The sequence below is a fragment of the Pleomorphochaeta sp. DL1XJH-081 genome (genome assembly GCF_049310885.1).
Lineage (GTDB): Bacteria > Spirochaetota > Spirochaetia > Sphaerochaetales > Sphaerochaetaceae > CAYZJV01.
Genome location: NZ_JBMDYO010000001.1, coordinates 391,544 through 408,807, shown reverse-complemented (window position 1 = coordinate 408,807; position 17,264 = coordinate 391,544). Strand labels below are relative to the sequence as shown.

The 17,264-nt window shown below is 44.5% G+C and carries 17 protein-coding genes; 7 read left to right on the top strand and 10 right to left on the bottom strand.

The features are described 5' to 3' along the window. Complete coding sequence (locus ACODJP_RS01830; RefSeq protein ID WP_422477866.1) at positions 1-1,173, top strand: PAS domain-containing protein; 1,173 nt, start codon at positions 1-3, stop codon at positions 1,171-1,173. 14 nt (positions 1,174-1,187) lie between these two features. Here ACODJP_RS01830 and ACODJP_RS01825 read toward each other — a convergent pair whose 3' ends face one another. Further along, positions 1,188-2,357 (bottom strand): Mbeg1-like protein, encoded by a 1,170-nt coding sequence (locus tag ACODJP_RS01825; protein WP_422477864.1) that lies wholly within the window; start codon positions 2,355-2,357, stop codon positions 1,188-1,190. Between the two features lie 72 nt (positions 2,358-2,429). Between ACODJP_RS01825 and ACODJP_RS01820 the strand changes: the two genes are divergently transcribed. Both ACODJP_RS01820 and ACODJP_RS01815 read left to right on the top strand, forming a co-directional pair. Beyond that, positions 2,430-3,731, top strand: a complete 1,302-nt coding sequence (locus ACODJP_RS01820) for a TrkH family potassium uptake protein (protein WP_422477862.1) — start codon at positions 2,430-2,432, stop codon at positions 3,729-3,731. 51 nt (positions 3,732-3,782) lie between these two features. Continuing rightward, positions 3,783-4,460, top strand: a complete 678-nt coding sequence (locus ACODJP_RS01815; protein WP_422477860.1) for a potassium channel family protein — start codon at positions 3,783-3,785, stop codon at positions 4,458-4,460. Positions 4,461-4,521: 61 nt separating this feature from the next. On the opposite strand, the gene ACODJP_RS01810 is transcribed toward ACODJP_RS01815, so the two are convergent. Beyond that, positions 4,522-4,755 (bottom strand): hypothetical protein, encoded by a 234-nt coding sequence (locus tag ACODJP_RS01810; RefSeq protein WP_422477858.1) that lies wholly within the window; start codon positions 4,753-4,755, stop codon positions 4,522-4,524. A gap of 148 nt (positions 4,756-4,903) precedes the next feature. Between ACODJP_RS01810 and ACODJP_RS01805 the strand changes: the two genes are divergently transcribed. Both ACODJP_RS01805 and ACODJP_RS01800 read left to right on the top strand, forming a co-directional pair. Continuing rightward, positions 4,904-5,128 carry a BrnT family toxin gene (locus tag ACODJP_RS01805; protein ID WP_422478835.1) on the top strand — a complete coding sequence of 75 codons (225 nt, stop codon included), beginning with the start codon at positions 4,904-4,906 and terminating at the stop codon, positions 5,126-5,128. Continuing rightward, positions 5,100-5,438, top strand: a complete 339-nt coding sequence (locus ACODJP_RS01800; protein WP_422477856.1) for a BrnA antitoxin family protein — start codon at positions 5,100-5,102, stop codon at positions 5,436-5,438. The genes ACODJP_RS01805 and ACODJP_RS01800 overlap by 29 nt, the downstream gene beginning before the upstream one ends. 208 nt (positions 5,439-5,646) lie before the next feature. Here the strand turns inward: ACODJP_RS01800 and ACODJP_RS01795 are convergent, their stop codons facing one another. Beyond that, positions 5,647-6,063, bottom strand: coding sequence for a secondary thiamine-phosphate synthase enzyme YjbQ (locus ACODJP_RS01795; RefSeq protein WP_422477854.1), 417 nt, complete (start codon positions 6,061-6,063; stop codon positions 5,647-5,649). 55 nt (positions 6,064-6,118) lie between these two features. Then, a complete protein-coding gene (locus tag ACODJP_RS01790; RefSeq protein WP_422477852.1) occupies positions 6,119-7,300 on the bottom strand; it encodes an MFS transporter in 1,182 nt (393 codons plus the stop codon). A 126-nt stretch (positions 7,301-7,426) separates the two neighbouring features. Between ACODJP_RS01790 and ACODJP_RS01785 the strand changes: the two genes are divergently transcribed. Beyond that, positions 7,427-10,108, top strand: coding sequence for an EAL domain-containing protein (locus tag ACODJP_RS01785; RefSeq protein ID WP_422477850.1), 2,682 nt, complete (start codon positions 7,427-7,429; stop codon positions 10,106-10,108). A 90-nt stretch (positions 10,109-10,198) separates the two neighbouring features. Then, the gene (locus ACODJP_RS01780; protein WP_422477848.1) at positions 10,199-10,936 is read left to right on the top strand and encodes a hypothetical protein; all 738 of its coding nucleotides are present in this window, start codon (positions 10,199-10,201) and stop codon (positions 10,934-10,936) included. Between the two features lies 1 nt (position 10,937). On the opposite strand, the gene ACODJP_RS01775 is transcribed toward ACODJP_RS01780, so the two are convergent. The 6 genes from ACODJP_RS01775 to ACODJP_RS01750 are packed head-to-tail and all read right to left on the bottom strand — an operon-like array spanning position 10,938 to position 17,263. Continuing rightward, positions 10,938-12,062 (bottom strand): hypothetical protein, encoded by a 1,125-nt coding sequence (locus ACODJP_RS01775; protein ID WP_422477846.1) that lies wholly within the window; start codon positions 12,060-12,062, stop codon positions 10,938-10,940. 11 nt (positions 12,063-12,073) lie between these two features. After that, a complete protein-coding gene (locus tag ACODJP_RS01770; RefSeq protein ID WP_422477844.1) occupies positions 12,074-12,811 on the bottom strand; it encodes an outer membrane lipoprotein-sorting protein in 738 nt (245 codons plus the stop codon). Between the two features lie 10 nt (positions 12,812-12,821). Continuing rightward, positions 12,822-14,045 (bottom strand): ABC transporter permease, encoded by a 1,224-nt coding sequence (locus tag ACODJP_RS01765; protein WP_422477842.1) that lies wholly within the window; start codon positions 14,043-14,045, stop codon positions 12,822-12,824. 18 nt (positions 14,046-14,063) lie between these two features. Further along, entirely contained in the window at positions 14,064-15,317 is a 1,254-nt protein-coding gene (locus tag ACODJP_RS01760) for an ABC transporter permease (protein ID WP_422477840.1), read from the bottom strand. Between the two features lie 2 nt (positions 15,318-15,319). Continuing rightward, the gene (locus ACODJP_RS01755; protein ID WP_422477838.1) at positions 15,320-15,997 is read right to left on the bottom strand and encodes an ABC transporter ATP-binding protein; all 678 of its coding nucleotides are present in this window, start codon (positions 15,995-15,997) and stop codon (positions 15,320-15,322) included. A gap of 12 nt (positions 15,998-16,009) precedes the next feature. After that, a complete protein-coding gene (locus ACODJP_RS01750; protein WP_422477836.1) occupies positions 16,010-17,263 on the bottom strand; it encodes an ABC transporter permease in 1,254 nt (417 codons plus the stop codon). Between the last annotated feature and the right edge of the window lies 1 nt (position 17,264).

The following is a 17,264-nucleotide window of genomic DNA, read 5'->3' as shown; positions in this document are numbered from 1 at the left end:
ATGGAAATTTCCAGTACTACCCACTCTGAACGGTTTGGAATACTACTTCCCTATTGTCTTGGCTTAGCTGATCCAGCATCCAATAAAAAGAATTTGGAGCTGGCAAAACCGTTATTTGACACAGTGACACCAGAAGAGACCATGGTATTGGTGGATACCATAATGGGTACGGTTGATGATATCGAGCTGACAAAGATAATTGTGACCAGAATGTTGCATTCTTTCACCAAGGCTCTTTCTATGGAAGTGCGGTCCTTCGATCGTTCAATTCCATATTTTGAACAATTGTTGGAAAGGAACAACCGTATACAAACACTTCTTGACGAACTTAAGCCAATTGTTACGCGAATGAATGGAGCTCCAATCGCTTCTGGAGATAGGACTCTTGTTACCGGTATCCTGAACGCATTAGATAGATTGACCGACCAATATGTCATGAAGGAGAATATTCTCTTCCCGGTTGTAGAGCGGTTTGTTGATGAAAATAAGTGTGTGCAATTGATGTGGGCAATCCATGACGATATACGCTTGACCTTGTCTCTGCTGAAGAGCTCTATTCAAGACGAGTCGGTTTCAATAGGTGAATTGAACCGTCTTTTCGGCCGGTTGTTTTTCGATATGCGTTCTATGGTTTTCAGGGAAGAGAAGGTTTTGCTTCCCGCAATATTGCCTAAAATTCCTCGCAATGCGTTACTTGCACTTTCTGAAGAACAAGCTGATAAGGGGCAAGTCAATCCTAATTCTGCCTCGTTAGCCGATGGTAGGATTGACCTTGTTACAGGCAATCCAACAGCCAAGCAACTCCTGCAGATATTCAACAATCTTCCCGTCGACATTACCTTGGTTGATGATCAAGACAGGGTTGTCTATTTCAATACGCCAGAGCACCGGATTTTCCCACGTGCTAAGTCGGTAGTAGGGCGTACTGTCCAAAATTGCCATCCACCGAAAAGTGTTCATATCGTTCAGCAGATTCTCGATGCATTCAAATCAAAAAAGAGGGATAGTGCTGAGTTCAGGATTACCGTTGGAGGCAAGTATATAAGAATTTCCTACCAGGCGATCTATGATGAAGATGGAACCTATGCTGGTACGCTAGAAGTATCCCAGGATATCACCGGATTGAAGGACCTTGAGGGTGATGTTCGACTACTTCAATGGGGTCTAGACTGATTCTTGAAGTGGGGCTATGCTCTATCCGATTCAATTGTCTTTTGATTGTGTTTCTTTGGGAGAAGGTGGTCTATCCCCTCTAGAATAGTCTCTGCAAATGACTTCCTACTCTCCTTGAATAGGATATCCATCGTTTTCTTGAGATTTGCCCTCGACTGCCTACCCATATGCGTGTAGGCTCTTAGAATTGCATACGCAGATTGGAGTTTATCGTTGGTAAGATCCTCCAACGTTTGGGCTCCTGTTGCTTCAATGAGTTCACAAAACCCTTTTACGAATTGTTCCCGTTCCTCCTTAGAAACGGTTGCCAGCCATGATCGAATTGCGCTTTTCATTGCTAGAGTACCCTTTGCTAACCCCTCTTCCTTCCGGAAGTGAGGTCCCTCGATCTCCCATGAGAAAGGATCGTGTTGAAGAATACTGATCTGCTTACTCCCAATAACCGAATAATCTCCTCCATGTTCGAGGAGGATGCCTACTATGGAAGATTTTGGGATGAATACATATATTCTTGAAAACATTTCTTTGTAAGGTGCGCTCTCGATGAATTCCGGATGGAAACCAGGCCCATCGTTGTTGTATACGGCCTGGATTCGAGTCCGCTCTTCAGTTGATGCCTTGACTGATGCAAATACAGCTACATTGCCTCCCTTCGAGTGTCCTCCGACAGCGAATACACCAGGTAGTTCCGATACGACTTGGTGGAGATACGATGCACCTGAATTTTGTGCTGGTATCTCCTCCCTGAAACTCATTTGGAGATCTTCTTTCCATCCGACCAGATTGGTATCAGTACCTCTGAATGCAATATAATGATTGTTTTTTCCCATTGAGAAAACCATAGCAGCGAATTGTATTGTCCGATTCTGGTCCAACTCGTCTACGAATCGACTTAGCCGAACCTTTGCAAACCGTCTAGTCGCTGCGGCTTTTTCCAAGAGGAGCGGAACTTCAGCGAAAAAGCCAAGGTTCTTCTCCTTTTCTTTCTGCGCTTCCTCTCTTCTTCCATATTCCTTCGCAACTTCTACGAGGGGTAAGCTCTCTTGGTCGGGAAGGTTTTGGAATATCTTGCCGTACTTTCCATATGCGAGGATAGAGAATATCAAGTTGTCTATTTCGTTAAGAGGACTCCGACCGAAGGTAATATCCCCACGCCAAGTGAGATAATCATACAGATCAGCCATCTTTGCTCTCCTTGATGTAGATTATAGATATTATTGATTCGATTGGAAAGCAGTGATAGACTCTAGCGCAGAATGAAAACTACTTTGAAGCGTTCTGTATCACCTAGCCAGTATCTGCTTTCTGGATTCCTAGTCATCATCTTCACAGGATCTCTTCTTCTCTCTCTTCCCTTTGCCCATAGGGAGGGAGTTTCAATCTCCTATATTGATGCACTTTTCACCTCATTCAGCGCTGTTTGTGTGACCGGTTTAGTGACAGTGGATGTAGCGGCGACATTCAATCTATTCGGTAGGGCAATCGTTGCCTTGTTGATTCTTTTGGGAGGAATGGGATTTGCTGCAGTAATCATGTCCATTGTTCTCATACTGGGGTGGGATGTTGGCATATCCCAGAGAAATATGCTCAGTGAAGCCTATAATCTCGGCACGCTGAGGGGAACGTTGGTTATTGTCAAGACCGTCGTTTTCGCTTCCTTCCTTTTTCAAGTGATTGGTACCGTCCTCGGATTTTTAGTGTTTCGTCATGATTTCTCTCCATGGGATGCCCTTGGTCATAGTCTGTTCCATGCAATATCAGCCTTCAATAATGCAGGTTTCGATCTTATGGGTAATTTCGACAGTATGACAAACTATCGGCATAATATTCTGCTCAATGCCGTAACCATGTTTTTGATCATCACCGGGGGACTTGGTTTCTTCGTTCTCAGCGATGTGTTCCGTAAACGTTGGCATTTTCGAAAATTCGCTATGCACACGAAGATTGTCCTTTCAATGACCCTATTCCTTATTACATTTGGAACTATCGTAGTGATAGTAGGTGAACGAGTGGATATTCTATCGGCTCTCTTCCAAAGTGTTACTGCAAGGACTGCGGGATTCAATACACTTGATACAGGAGCTCTTTCCCAGTTTACCCTGTTCTTTATTGTTCTCTTGATGTTCATTGGAGCCTCTCCTGGGTCGACTGGAGGCGGTATCAAGACTACAACGACTTTTGCAATCTGGTTGAGTCTGAAGAGTCTTGTAGTAGGAGTACAACCTGCTGCTTTTCGAAGGCGCATTCCGGAAGATAGTATCCTCAAGGCATTCCAAGTATTGCTTCTGGCCTTACTTACCGTAACTCTGGGTATTCTGGGTGTTGCTCTGGCTGAGAGGGGATCTTTCGGGTTTGACCAGATAGTCTTCGAGGTAGTGTCTGCTTTTGCTACAGTCGGACTTTCAACTGGAATTACTACTGAGATTGGTGCAGCTTCCAAATTCATCCTTATAGCTATGATGTTTGTAGGAAGACTTGGCCCCATTACAGTTGCAACAAGTATGAAGAGACGGGAGACCCGACTCAAGCATGTGGAAGAACGGATCTTCATTGGTTGATTGTCAAACGAAGTAAGTAAAAAGGAACCAGCCATTTGAGAGAGGTATAGTATGAAACATTCTGGACATGATATTAATTCATTCGGCATTATAGGTTTGGGAAAATTTGGAACAGCCTTGGCACTGGAGTTGGTAAAATCAGGGAAAGAAGTAGTTGTTCTTGAGAAGGATGAGTGGAAACTCGATGCTATCAAGGATGTAGTGGAACACGTATACCCTGTAGAACAGATTAGCGAAGATATCTTGATTGATACAGGCATTTCCCATTGTGGGACTGTAATAGTCTGTATCGGCAAGGATATCGAAAGCAATATCCTCACAACATTGAATGTGTTGGAATTGGGTATTCCCAGAGTTATTGCCAAAGCCAATAGTGATGATCATGGTAGGGTGTTGAAGAAGATCGGTGCTGAAGTCGTGTACCCCGAGACTGAGATGGGAGTGAGACTTGCTAAATCATTGGTAACTTTAAGGACTCTCGATTTCTTGGAATTGGATGAGGATATCTCCATTTCAGAAATTTTACTTTCCAAGCATTTCGATCAAAAAACGATTGAACAAATGAATTTCAGAAAGCGATTCAAACTGAATATCATTGCCATAACTCATGAAGAAAAGACTGAGGTAGATATCTCTCCGGATACAATTTTGTATAGGAACGACGAAATTGTCGTTATAGGAAGGAATGAGCATCTTAAAGAGTTCCAGGATTATAATAGCCGTCCATAGAGTCTATCCTACGTATAGACAACAACTACTGGAGTTCCTCTTTACGTATTGAGCCTGATCATTACTCACTAATACCGATTTCCATTGAATGTAAAGTAAAAATCTGTTCCCATGTGCCGGAATCTAGATCTCCTTTTGTGATTGCAACCATGGTCTCACGACCCATGATGGTCCATTTTAGGTAGGCATCGGCGTTAATGAACAAACCGGAAATAATCTTATGGCATTCAATACTGGGTTTAGGTGCATATGGTTGCCAACTGTCGAAGGAATTATCGATGCTGTCTAGATACAAGTCTAGAACCTAGAAAATACTATACGATATAGATTCAATAGTATATACTAAGGTGAGAAGAAGCAGCATGGGACGGACAATAATCAGCGATGATGGGTGTTTCGAGTGAGATGAGGATAAAGCAAGGGCGAATGAAAAGAAGCATGGAATTGCTTTTGAAAGTGCTCGTCCAGTGTTTCTCGATCCTAGGCGGATTGAATTTTGTGATGTTCTGCACTCCGATACTGAGGTTCGGTACATCACAGTTGGAAATGTATCCAGAAGAACAGTATTGGTGTTGATTGTCTGCTCGACCGAACGAAACGGTAGAATACGATTGATATCTACTCGTCGAGCAACGAGACATGAAGAAGGATTATATTATGGTGGGTAAAGAAGATTGGACAGACAAGGAGCTTAAAGAATTGAGAAGTCGGAATATAGATTTTTCGGATATTCCGGAACTTACTCCACAATTTCTAGAGATGTTTAAAAGAGTAGTCCCAAGAGAACACTACAAGGTAGTTCCCGTTAAAAAAGCTATCAGCATCAAACTTGATGCCGATGTACTTGAGTATTATAGATCGAAAGGGAAAGGTTACCAAACTAGAATAAATAAAATCCTTCGGAAAGAAATGCTCAGGGAAACCGCCCCTTCTTATGGTAAAGAGAGGGACACACCCGAAATTAATGAAGATCCTTGAAGTTCATTTCCAAACGAAGCGAGGGCAGCGGGACCACGAAGTGGCACATTTCCCAACAAAGTGAGAGTAGCGGAGCCACGTAGTGGATCCATTACCGAACGAGTGCAGGAAACAAAAGCTCGCTTGTATTGCCGAACGAGTGCAGGAAACGAAAGACATCTTGCATTTCCGAACGAGAGCCGGGAACGAAAGCTTGCTTGCATACCATTCATTCCCCGATGATCTTGATCAGCACCCGTTTGTCCCGTTTCCCATCGAACTCGAAGTAAAAGATCTGTTCCCATGTACCGAAATCCAAGTCTCCGTTGGTGATGGCAACTACAGTCTCGCGACCCATGATGGTTCTTTTGAGGTGAGCATCGGCATTATCTTCGAAGCCGTTGTGTTGATATTGGGAGTAGGGCTTCTCTGGAGCGAGTTTTTCGAGCCACTTCTCATAATCGTTATGGAGTCCGCGTTCATCATCGTTGATGAACACACTGGCGGTTATATTCATGGCATTTACCAACACCAGACCTTGGGATACACCACTTTCACCTATTGCATCCCTTACATCCTGGGTGATATTGACAAGAGCTCGTCGGGAGGGAAGATGGAAATGCAGTTCCTTACGATACGATTTCATACACAATCCTCCTGTATTTTGTATGTTACCATGGATCTCTCGCTTGACGCAAATATCAAAAAGACGGTCTATCCGCAACCAGTCGCTTAACCAAAAGTATAAGAACTGCAGAAATGAAGAATAGACCGCTGCTGATTAGGAGTGCGAAACCTAGCGATGTGAATGAACCGATGACTGTTACCAACCAAGGGAAAATCATTCTTCCTATCGTTCCCGCAAGAATATAGGAGAGGGAGATGAATGCTGTATTCCTCGGATACCATGTAGAGGTGATCACAATATACATGGGAATGGTCGCTCCAGCAAAAAAACCACAGAGCATAACGAAAAACAAGACTGCATAGATATGAGAAGATAGCGTGGCCATTACTAGCGATAATCCAGCAAGCACCATACCATATATTGAGAGATTGAATGGTTTTTCGCCCTTGTTCATCAAAGGTCCTGCAATAAGCCTCGATATCGCGGTACCTACCCAGAACACAGTCAGCGAAGTTGCGGTTATTGCTGCAGGTTGTACCAGTTCGATCTCTACATATACAGGAATCCATGCAGCGCACACTACTTGGCTCCCCATATAGAGCATAATGACAGCAGTATAGATGATAAAGGGTTTATCTTTCAGGATAGGAAGGATTGGCCCGGCTTGGATCATTTCTGGGGAAGATTCCTCCAAGTTCATCTTTGTTTCAGCATCCCTTTTTCGCCGAAGCTTTTGTTCAACCGTTCCTACCAATAGGATGGCCAAGAGAATAATTCCTATCATTGCATATGCCCATGGCCAATCAGAGCCCTTAAAGGGAAGAATGAGGTATCCGGTAGCGATTGCCCCAGCGCTATAACAAAAATGGAGCAAGGGGATGTATAAGGAGCGTTTTTCGTAATAATCACCAGCCAAGGCTGCATTCGATCCACTATCGATGAGAAAGGTTCCCAAACCCAATACCAGATAGAATATAAAGAGCGCTATGTTCCCCGTTGAGAAAGCTATACCGGTCAATGCCAATATGAGGAACAGGTAACCGATCTTCGCTACAGTCGATTGTTTCAACTTCTTCATTAGGACGAGTGAGGCTATCATGGAGAGTAGAGCCCCGATTTGTTGAAAACTTACGAGGCTCCCCGATTCGGTGAGTGTAAGTCCGGTGGTTTGCATGATATTCGTCGCTAATGGTCCAATCAGATTGTATGCGACAGCAAAAAAGAAGAAACCAATGAATAGTATGATAGGGTGCATGTAAGGATTCCTTATCTTTTAGGAGGTGCTGTAAATCTATCATGTAAGGATTTACTTATCAATCATTCTCGATACTGCAGGATAATTTTGATTGTATATGTATTTGGATTGCATTAGTATATGACAATGAAACGACTAATTATAAACATTTTGAAGCGTTTCTTGGCAATTATCCCTATCGTACTACTTTTTCTTGTTATGTACGAACAGTTGATCGTGCTTGAAAAGTCCAATGCACGGCAAAAAGTGATTTCAGAGCATACCGGACACCTCAACCTCATGGATTACATGATTTCGAATGTATTCGATGAATACTATTCTACCTTGCATTTAATCAAGAATTCCAATGAAATGTCCTCCTACCTTGCCAATCCGACCGCAGAGAACCAGAGAGAAGTAGAGCTGTTCTTCGAGCGCATGGCCCAGAATCGTTCCTATATCAAAGGCCTTGCTGTCGGCGGTGATCCAAAAGGCCCCAAACTAGCGCTTGAGGCTTTGGGCGATTCATACAATGTAGTGGAAGATAGCGTACCATACCCCGAATTCTGGAATCTGATCCGACAGGATGTATTGTCGCTACCGGAAGACGGATTTTTCTTCTCTCCTCTGATGACTCTCCCACCTAGTACGTCGATCTCCTCAATTACTCAAATAGTTCTCACTGGTATTCCGATCTATCGGGAAGGAAAGGCTTCATCATTGGTTGCCATGATGGTGGATGGAGATCATATTCTCTCAATTGTAAGTCAGTTTTTCGCAGAACATGCGGATGAGGTGAGTTTCTACCTTGTCGATAGTTCAGGCAATCTGTTTTTCAATAGCAAACCACATGGACAGGACGCAGGTTACGTGAATGGGGATGTGAATATATTTATGCCAAGAATTCTCAAGGAGGCCGAATTCGAGAACTCTGGAGAATTTTCAGTAGATAACCGTAACTTCCATTATAATACGTTCGATCCGTATGTTGGGCTCAGTTCATTCTATGATACTCATCCACATTTCCTCATTGGGGTAATTTCGTTTTCCGATGAGGATGTCGCTATTCTGGAAGATTCTTTTCTGTTGAGAAACGAGGAACTTCGATGGGTTTTGGCATTCTTGATCTTCTTGTTGGCTGGATTTATCAATCTATTGGCATATTTTAGAAGAAATGACCGAGAGTTGTTGTCAGTAAGCAATCTGGTTTCTGACCAGTCACACGATGGTGTCGTGATAACTGATACTTTGATGCACATAACTTATTGCAACCACACATTTGAGCTGATGACCGATCTGCGTAGTGATGAGATTAGGGCAGGAAAGCATGGTGTATTCAATTTGGATGGTTCTTTCTATAACGCTCATGATAAGTTAGCCAATGCATCAGATGGTGGTATGGACGTCAAATCATGGAAAGGTTTCGTTTGGTTACAAGGCAAGCGACACATCGGATTAACCCATCTCATGTTAAGCAGAATAGCGCAAAATCAAGGCCATGTGGTGCACAATGTGGGGCTATATTCGTATCCAAGGAATTTTTCTCGAGAGTCCTTCGATCAGTTGATCATATCGGGCACAACTGAGACCGAAGAACTCGATATGTTCCCAATAACGTTGATTGAGAAGAAAAGGACCCAAGATTCACCATTCCTTCTCATCTATATGAAGTTGGTTAACATTGATCTGATTGAGGCTCAATACACCTTGGAGGAACATTATGTTCTCAATGCACGGACTCGAGAGAGGCTCTCAGAAGTCATTGCCGATGATGATCTCATAATCCAATATTCTCCCGATACGTTTGTTCTCACACTTACAGTAGATAAAAAAGCTCAAGAACAGGCTCTGGATTTGATAAGGAAAGCCTTTGAGAAACCACTGGATGTCCATAATCAGAAAGAATGTATCAGCATTCGATGTGGAGTCTCCATGGTCAGTCATGCCTGTGCGAATGCAAATATGATGTTATCACAGGCAAAAATGGCAATCGCTGCCCAAAACCACTTCCAGCAAGAGGGGTTGCTGCGTTATGACGAGTCCGTGGATGCGTATCTCCGTCGATATCACGCAATTCTACAAGCCTTCCCTGAAGCTTTGGAGAGGGAAGATATTCAGTTGTATTTCCAGCCTGTAGTGGAAGTTTCGACGAACAGGATAGTTGGTGCCGAGGCTTTGGTTCGATGGACGCACCCAACTCTAGGATCAATCTCTCCTGGTGAGTTTATTCCGATTGTGGAACAAAATGGTTTAGAGAGAAGCTTGGGAATCTACGTTGTTCATACAGTTGCCAGTTTTTTGCATGATTTGGGAGACCATAGACCATCTGGATTCAGTATTTCTGTCAATCTGTGTCCTACTGAGCTCCAGGATGATGATCTCGTCCCACAAATCGTACGAGCCTTGGATGCCTTTTCCGTACCCCATGAAGCATTGGTCATCGAGTTAACCGAGCGTACTTTGCTCACTGATATCAAGGTAGCCAATTCAGTACTTAGGCAATTGGACGATGAAAGGATTCGTGTAGCGATTGATGATTTTGGAACCGGTTTTTCATCATTGAGTTATCTGCATGGTCTCGATATCGATGTTCTGAAGATCGATCGTTCATTCATCAAAGATTATCCGGCTTCTGATGAAGGGGTAATTCTCAAGGCTATGATTGGAATGGCGAAGGAGCTAGATATCACCGTTATCGTAGAGGGTATTGAAATTGTATCCCAGCTTGAATTTGTCAGATCCCTTGGGGTTGCCGCATATCAGGGTTTTCTCTTCTCTCCGGCAGTAGAAGGGTCGACATTAAAGCAAATGTTAAAAAAACGACATTGAAAATGTCAAAATAAATGTAATAAAACCTCTCAATTCATGTTATACCAGTAGTAAGCAGTAAAAATGCTAAACATTAAGAGAGGATTTGTTATGAAAAAAGCATTTCTATGTATCTTTGTCGTATTGGTAGTGTTGTTCGCTACCGGCTGTCCGGAAGCTTTAGGAGAATTGGAAGAGTTCGATATAGTTTCTTCTCCACTGAATTTACTTTTCTTGGAGAACTCACAAAATACCCCAACTTGGGGTCGTGAGGCAGATATGTTCTTTCCGTCAGTAGAAGACTTCGGAGCTAATCGTTATGTGCTCTACTATTCCACGACTAAAGATGGCAGCTACGAGGAATACAAACCTTATGGAGATACTATTGATGCCGTTCCGAAAGAATCTCCAACTGTTGGGTTTGGAGTACCTGTGCCATCGGGAGGAGCATGGTTCAAACTCTTAATCGAGGGAGGGGCCTATGATGGTGAATATTCAAATAGAGTTTTTGCTCCTGAGTGTACTGGAGATGGAAGATTGAGTGGTATGAGTTTGGATGAATCAGTTAGTAATACAGGTGTGATTGCTCCCACCGTTGGCTATGGTCTCTCGGCCTCTTTTACAGTCGTCGATTCAGACGATAATGTACTGACTGATTGTCTAGATTACCAATGGTACAGAATAGATCCTAACAATTGGGAAGATGAAGAAGCGATTGCAGGAGCTACCTCACTAACCTATACGACTACTGATGCGGATAGAGGTTATACGCTATTGATCCGGGCTTCTGGTAAGAATGGATTTGTGGGTGGGTTATTACAGCAACTTTCAACTAATGTAGTAAAATAATCTAATACACCCACGAAGCTCCCAGCATCATCGACAGTCCTGATGGTGTTTGGACGTTTGACTGCTCCCAACTGAACGTATCGGTGTCATCGCCTGCATAGATTGTGGCATACCCGTTTATGCTGAGGCCTTGCATGACATTCCAGGATCCTCCCAACATAATATTTGCACTAGCGTCGATAGGAGATACGACAGAACGGATGCTGAAGTTCCATACATCGTCCGGGGCGAAGGAGATTTCGGGATACAGGTACATGCCATAGTTCTTCTCTACCGATGTTTCCCAATCGCCGAATGGTCTGACCAAAGCCTCAAGCCTGAACGAGAGGGTACTTTGCCAACCGACGTTCATGATATGAAGTAGACCTCCGCTGATGATCCAAGAGTCTTCCAACTCATCTGCGATCTCTTCGGTAGGGTAGGCTACATTCACTGAACTGGCGACATACCAATCGGGGCCAAAGTTTCCCTGTAGGGCTATGTACGGGGAGAGTACTCGTCCCGTATCATTTGTTGTACTCGTATCAGCCCTATAGGCTCCGCCGATTTCAACCTTTGTTGACGATATCGTTGTATAGTACCGGCCGCCGAATGAAGTATTCCTCAGAGCGAAATCGGGCCCTTCAGGTGCAATTACCAGAGCCTCCAAGAACGAGAAGGGTCCTAGGGGGTAGGTTGCCGAGGTAAGCCACCTGGTCGCCGTGCGAAGCTCCTTGTCGGTAAGCGTGACATCGGTATTCGTGCTACCGAACAAGAGGTCGGCTGCATTGAACATCGCACCATCTCCCCAGCCGATTCGGGTCTTACCAGCAGTAATCCTGAACTTGGGGAAACGGACGCGTAGGTAAGCTCTATCGATTGAGAATTGTGGATCCCACGATGTACCTGAATATGAATCGACCATGGATATCGCCACATCACCACGGACATTGGATGAGTTGGGGCTTTTGAATGATATGCCTAGCTGTGATCCCATCATATAGGAAGGCGAAAGCTCTTCTCCATCATCAAGCAACCCCATGACATGGAATATATTCATATCCACTATTGTATCTGTTGCTGCAAATGTCCCAGCAGAACCAAGAAGGAGAAACAAGAGTACCATAACCAATCGTAGGGTTTTCATTGTAAGGCTCCTTACCAGGTGAGATTCTGCAGAGAGAATATTGAAGGATCGAGTTGCACATCGATCTCCAAGTGGTCGATCCTCATCTCTGTAGCTGAATCACGCTTCATCTTGTCTTCTATCTTCGTTATCTTGGATAGCGTCCTTCCATCCACTTCCATAGTTTCCAATACTTGCATCTCTTTCAGTAGACGCCCTGATTTGGTAGAGAATTCACCCTTCCAGACCATATAGGTCTCAGTATCCACCCATAGTTTTTGTATAGGATAGGCTACCGTCCTGGTTTTTGCAGTCAGTTCGAGGATATGGCATTGCCTTCCTTTCACCTGTTCAGTACCCAGTAACTTAGCTGAATAGTCGGACAAGGTATCTTTTTCACCAGTCATATCCTCATATGAGATATCGCTACCGAGCATCGATTGGCGCAAGGCGGCACCCTGCAGTCGAATCAATTCTTGGGCATCCGGGTAGAAAAGATAGAGCTCTCCCGAAGTCCTTAAAACCTTTTGCCCTCTCTCTGCTACACTGGTGAACTCGATCAAAGAATCATATGCACCTCTTGACCAGGCCTTGAATGTACTCGTTTTCACCCCGAATCGATCGGTGGTTACGATTTCCCCCTCCGAATAGGAGGTGTCGAATGTTTCCAGATCGTCCACAGAACGGACAACCTCTTCAGCGGTAATCGCCCCGAGTGTTGAAATTGCCAAACAGAGAATCATTGTTATTGCTATTATTTTGAATTTCATAAAGTTGCTCCTACACATAGCGTAATGCCTCGACCGGTTCAATGCGGGATGCACGACGGGAGGGAATCATAGTTGCTGCAGCCGATATTACCACCGAATAGATATATACGATAATGGTGGTCCAAATATTGAATTTTGGATAGAGTACGCTGGAAATTTCCATATCTATACCACTCATAGCATCGGTGAAGTTCAATCCGACATTTCCTAAGTACACGATCATCACCGTACCCAATAAGACACCCGCAGCGGCACCAATAGCGCTGATCATAGCGCCTTCTAGAAAGAACAATCGGGTCAACTCCTTCCCATGCATACCCAAAGCACTGAGTGTGCCGATTTCACGCATTCGTTCATAGATAACCATCATGGTGGTATTGATGATTACCGTACTGCCGAGGAGGAGGAAGAATACTCCGATCACATAGTAGATGTATTGTGCAATTTCTATGAAGCCATACATCATACTTATATCGGTATAGGCCTGTACTTCCAGCTCGTTGCCTGTAGCCGACTCCAGCCGTTCCTTGATGAGTGTCGCAGCCTCCCGCTCATCTTCATCAACGGTTATCAGGACCTCTTGTACTTGGTTGTCCATCCTCAGAAAGTATTGTACACGATCAAGCGGAGCCCAGAAAAATTGCGCATTCAAAGCAGCTACCGGGAATGCAGCGATTCCCACTACTTCGAAGGTGATGGCATTATTGCCCCTGGCTGCGGTCGTGCTGATTACCGTTATCTTATCTCCAATCGATGTTTTCAAGTCTCTGGCCAATACAGCTCCGATCAACATCTCATTCTTTCCACTCTCTGGAATGCGACCCTCTTTTATGATCGATTCGAGATCTTGGTAACTTGCTTCTCGATTAAAATCGGCTCCGATGCCAACAGCGGGATGATTTCCTCCATTGACGTAAAAAGCCGCACCAAACGTAATCCTTGGCACATAGTCGACTACACCGGGAGTCTGGGCCAAAGTCCTATCGATCGTCTCCCAATCCACAGAGAGATGGATTGGATTGTAACGCTCATATTCCTCATATTGAGCATTCCGTACCCTGACCTCTCCTGTATAATAAATTGCTAGGTTTTGTGCCATATCGTCACGCATTCCCTGTACCAATGCGAAGAGGAATACGATACTCATCGAAGCTACGGCAATTGCGATTCCCGAAAGGATAGATCGTCTCTTGTTTCGTGTTATGTTGCGAAAAGCAACATGTATCAATTTCATTGTCATCTCTTGGCTCCTTTACTGGTGTCTCAGACAGGACGGGATATCCATCTTCAGTGCCCGGCGGGTAGGGATGTACGCGACGAGCATGGACAGTATGGTGCCGAACAAGAATGCCGTAACTAGGGTAGATATGCTCCAAGCGCCTCTCATTATGCTCTGTATACGGTATCCCATATCCATATCGCGCATAAGGAATCCAAGGTCTATCCCTACATTGACCAAATAGAGATTTACTCCAATTCCCAATAAGACTCCTACGATGGATCCTATGAGTCCGATACCACCAGCTTCGATCATAAATGCCAATTGGATATTCCTATCTTGCATACCCAAGGCGCGCATCATGCCTAATTCCCGTATCCTTTCATAAATAGCCATGAGCATGGTGTTCGAGATTCCCACCGCCGCTATGATGAAAACCAGAAAGAGGATCATTCCCGTACCACCCCGTTTCGCTTCGGCAAGGGCGACATAGTCTTGAGCCAATTCGTCCCAAGTGGCAACACGGAGTTCATTACCATTATCGGTTATGAGTTGCTTGATCCTTTCCACCTCTTCAGGTATATCGGCACTTTCGGGGAGCCCGATATTGATCTCGGTAACATTACCTTCCATCGCAAGGTAATCTCCGATCGTATCGATGGGAACCATCAACAGTGTCCTGTTCACATTCGGATTTGGACAATTGACAATACCGACAATCTCCATATCCATCGCCTCATAGAATCCACCGTTCCCTCGTGTGACCAAAGTGATCCAATAGCCTACTTCGGCTCCGATATCCTCGGCAAACCAAGATCCAATGACCATCTGGTTTGTCCCCGGTTCGGGGAAGTTCCCTTCCACCAAGGTTTCCTCAAATCGGAATACTGTGTTATCCAATTCCGGATCTATTGCGGTTACTTGAACCGACATATTTCCCTCTTCTCCAAAATCGTCACTATAGAGGATCATATCGGCAGCAAAATTGATTCGTGGTGTAGCCGCTATTCCTTCATTGTGAAGTAGGTCGACTATTTCATAAGGATCTTCAATAGACATATCCAGCGGCATCAGCAAGCGGTCTTCCCAATAATCGGGATGCATGATCCGAGCAGCCGATGTCTCATACCATCGTAGGTTTCTCATCGATTCAGATTCAACACCAATCAAGACCGAATCCACGACTATGAACATCATCAATCCAATGGCTATGGCGAATGCTGTGATCAGCGTCCTCCGCTTGTATCTCGTAAGGTTCTTGAAGGCAAGTGTGATGATGAATTTCATCGTTACCTCCTCTCGTCATTGGTTATCTGCCCATCATGTAACAACACCAATCTTTTTGCATAATCCATTACCATGGCATCGTGGGTAGAGAAAATGAATGTTGTGTGGTACTTCTCATTCATTTGTTTCATCAGTTTGAGAATCTCTTCGCCAGTCTTTGAATCGAGATTTGCAGTCGGTTCATCGGCAAGCACAATCTTGGGATTTTTCACCAAAGCCCTAGCGATAGCTATCCGTTGTTGTTGTCCTCCTGAAAGACGATCAGGACGACGATGCTCCATCCCTTCAAGGCCAACTTCCTTGAGTATCCGCATTGTCCGTTCTTCAATCTCTTTTTCCGGAATGTTCAATATCGATAGCACGAATGAGATATTCTCATAAGCACTCAAGACCGGTATAAGATTGTATGTCTGGAACACAAAACCAAGGTTGTTTCTCCTGAACTCGGTCTTTGCCTTCTTGTCCATTCTCGATACAGGTATGCCGTCTATGGTGATTTCTCCCCCATCGAGTGCATCGATACAACCGATAAGGTTCAACAATGTGGTCTTTCCTGAACCGGAAGGTCCTGCAATTGAGACGAATTCTCCCTCTGTGATCTCCATCGATACACCTTTGAGTGCTTTTACAACGGTTTCTCCCGCTTGATAGTTTCGTACGACCTGTTGTACTTGAATCATATGACTCTCCTATTATTGATGTCTCAGACAGGTGGGAATATCTTTCCTTGTTGCCCGCTTAGTCGGAAACCAAGCGACAGTTACTGAGAGTATTACTCCTGCCACAAATGTCGTCAGTATTCCACGGATACTCCAAGCACCCCTGAAAATACTCTGTATTCGATATGCCATATCCATCTCACGCATGAGGAACCCAAAATCGATTCCATACTTTACCAAGAATATATTAGCCAAGATGCCTGCGATGGTTCCGGCGATAGAGCCCAGTAGCCCGATTCCTGCGGCCTCAAGGAGAAAGAGGAGATGGATACTTTTATCACTCATTCCTAAAGCCCGCATCATACCCAATTCCCTAATCCTTTCACTGATCACCATAATCATGGTATTGGATATGCCAACAGCGGCAATGAGGAATACCAGAAAGAGCATGAGGGAAGATCCACCTCTTTCAGCTTGTATCATTGCCATATAATCACTTGCCAGTTGATCCCACGCCATTACCGACAAAGGAGTTTCCCAATGCTCAGTCAAAGTCAAGATCTGTGCAGTCTCCCTTTCAATATCTGCCGATTCCGGTAGGGAGATATTGATCTCTGTAGCCATGTTCTCCATTGCCAGATAGTCGGAAATGGTATCTATGGGGACCATGAGAAGTGATCGGTTCACATTGGGGTTTGGGCAATTCACAATTCCCACAATCTGCATATCCATGGCCTCGAAGAACCCTCCATTACCACGGGTTACCAACGTTACCCAATAGCCTATCTCAGCATTGAGATCTTCTGCCAGCCAAGACCCAAGGACTATCTCATTGCTTCCCATGTCTGGAAAGCGCCCTTCGACCAACGTCTCTCCGAATCTGAAGACTTGTCTATCTAAGGGAAAATCTACCGCAGTCACTTGGACTGGTAGGTTTCCATTTTCTCCAAAATCATCGCTATACAGGATCAGATCGGCAGAAAACATGATCCTTGGAGTTGCCGTATATCCGGCTTCTTCCAGTTCTTCCACCAACCGGTAGGGGTGATCGATCGCCATATCCAATGGCATGAGAAGGCGGTCTTCCCAATAATCGGCATGCATTATCCGTATGGATGATGTCTCATACCACTTGAGATTCCTCACCGACTCTCGATCGATCCCGATAAGTAATGAGTCGATCAGGAGAAAGAACATGAGTCCTACGGCAATTACTCCGGAGGTGATCAATGTCCTACGCCGGTATCTGAAGAGGTTCTTTCCTGCAAGCAGTATCAGGAATTTCATG

Excerpts from the sequence above, each read along its gene's own strand:
- ACODJP_RS01755 (WP_422477838.1), bottom strand. The coding sequence starts at position 15,997 with ATGATTCAAGTACAACAGGTCGTACGAAACTATCAAGCGGGAGAAACC.
- ACODJP_RS01825 (WP_422477864.1), bottom strand. The coding sequence starts at position 2,357 with ATGGCTGATCTGTATGATTATCTCACTTGGCGTGGGGATATTACCTTC.
- ACODJP_RS01760 (WP_422477840.1), bottom strand. The coding sequence starts at position 15,317 with ATGAAATTCATCATCACACTTGCCTTCAAGAACCTTACGAGATACAAG.
- ACODJP_RS01780 (WP_422477848.1), top strand. The coding sequence starts at position 10,199 with ATGAAAAAAGCATTTCTATGTATCTTTGTCGTATTGGTAGTGTTGTTC.
- ACODJP_RS01785 (WP_422477850.1), top strand. The coding sequence starts at position 7,427 with ATGAAACGACTAATTATAAACATTTTGAAGCGTTTCTTGGCAATTATC.
- ACODJP_RS01750 (WP_422477836.1), bottom strand. The coding sequence starts at position 17,263 with ATGAAATTCCTGATACTGCTTGCAGGAAAGAACCTCTTCAGATACCGG.
- ACODJP_RS01775 (WP_422477846.1), bottom strand. The coding sequence starts at position 12,062 with ATGAAAACCCTACGATTGGTTATGGTACTCTTGTTTCTCCTTCTTGGT.
- ACODJP_RS01820 (WP_422477862.1), top strand. The coding sequence starts at position 2,430 with ATGAAAACTACTTTGAAGCGTTCTGTATCACCTAGCCAGTATCTGCTT.
- ACODJP_RS01830 (WP_422477866.1), top strand. The coding sequence starts at position 1 with ATGGAAATTTCCAGTACTACCCACTCTGAACGGTTTGGAATACTACTT.
- ACODJP_RS01800 (WP_422477856.1), top strand. The coding sequence starts at position 5,100 with ATGAAGAAGGATTATATTATGGTGGGTAAAGAAGATTGGACAGACAAG.
- ACODJP_RS01795 (WP_422477854.1), bottom strand. The coding sequence starts at position 6,063 with ATGAAATCGTATCGTAAGGAACTGCATTTCCATCTTCCCTCCCGACGA.
- ACODJP_RS01770 (WP_422477844.1), bottom strand. The coding sequence starts at position 12,811 with ATGAAATTCAAAATAATAGCAATAACAATGATTCTCTGTTTGGCAATT.
- ACODJP_RS01765 (WP_422477842.1), bottom strand. The coding sequence starts at position 14,045 with ATGAAATTGATACATGTTGCTTTTCGCAACATAACACGAAACAAGAGA.
- ACODJP_RS01790 (WP_422477852.1), bottom strand. The coding sequence starts at position 7,300 with ATGCACCCTATCATACTATTCATTGGTTTCTTCTTTTTTGCTGTCGCA.
- ACODJP_RS01815 (WP_422477860.1), top strand. The coding sequence starts at position 3,783 with ATGAAACATTCTGGACATGATATTAATTCATTCGGCATTATAGGTTTG.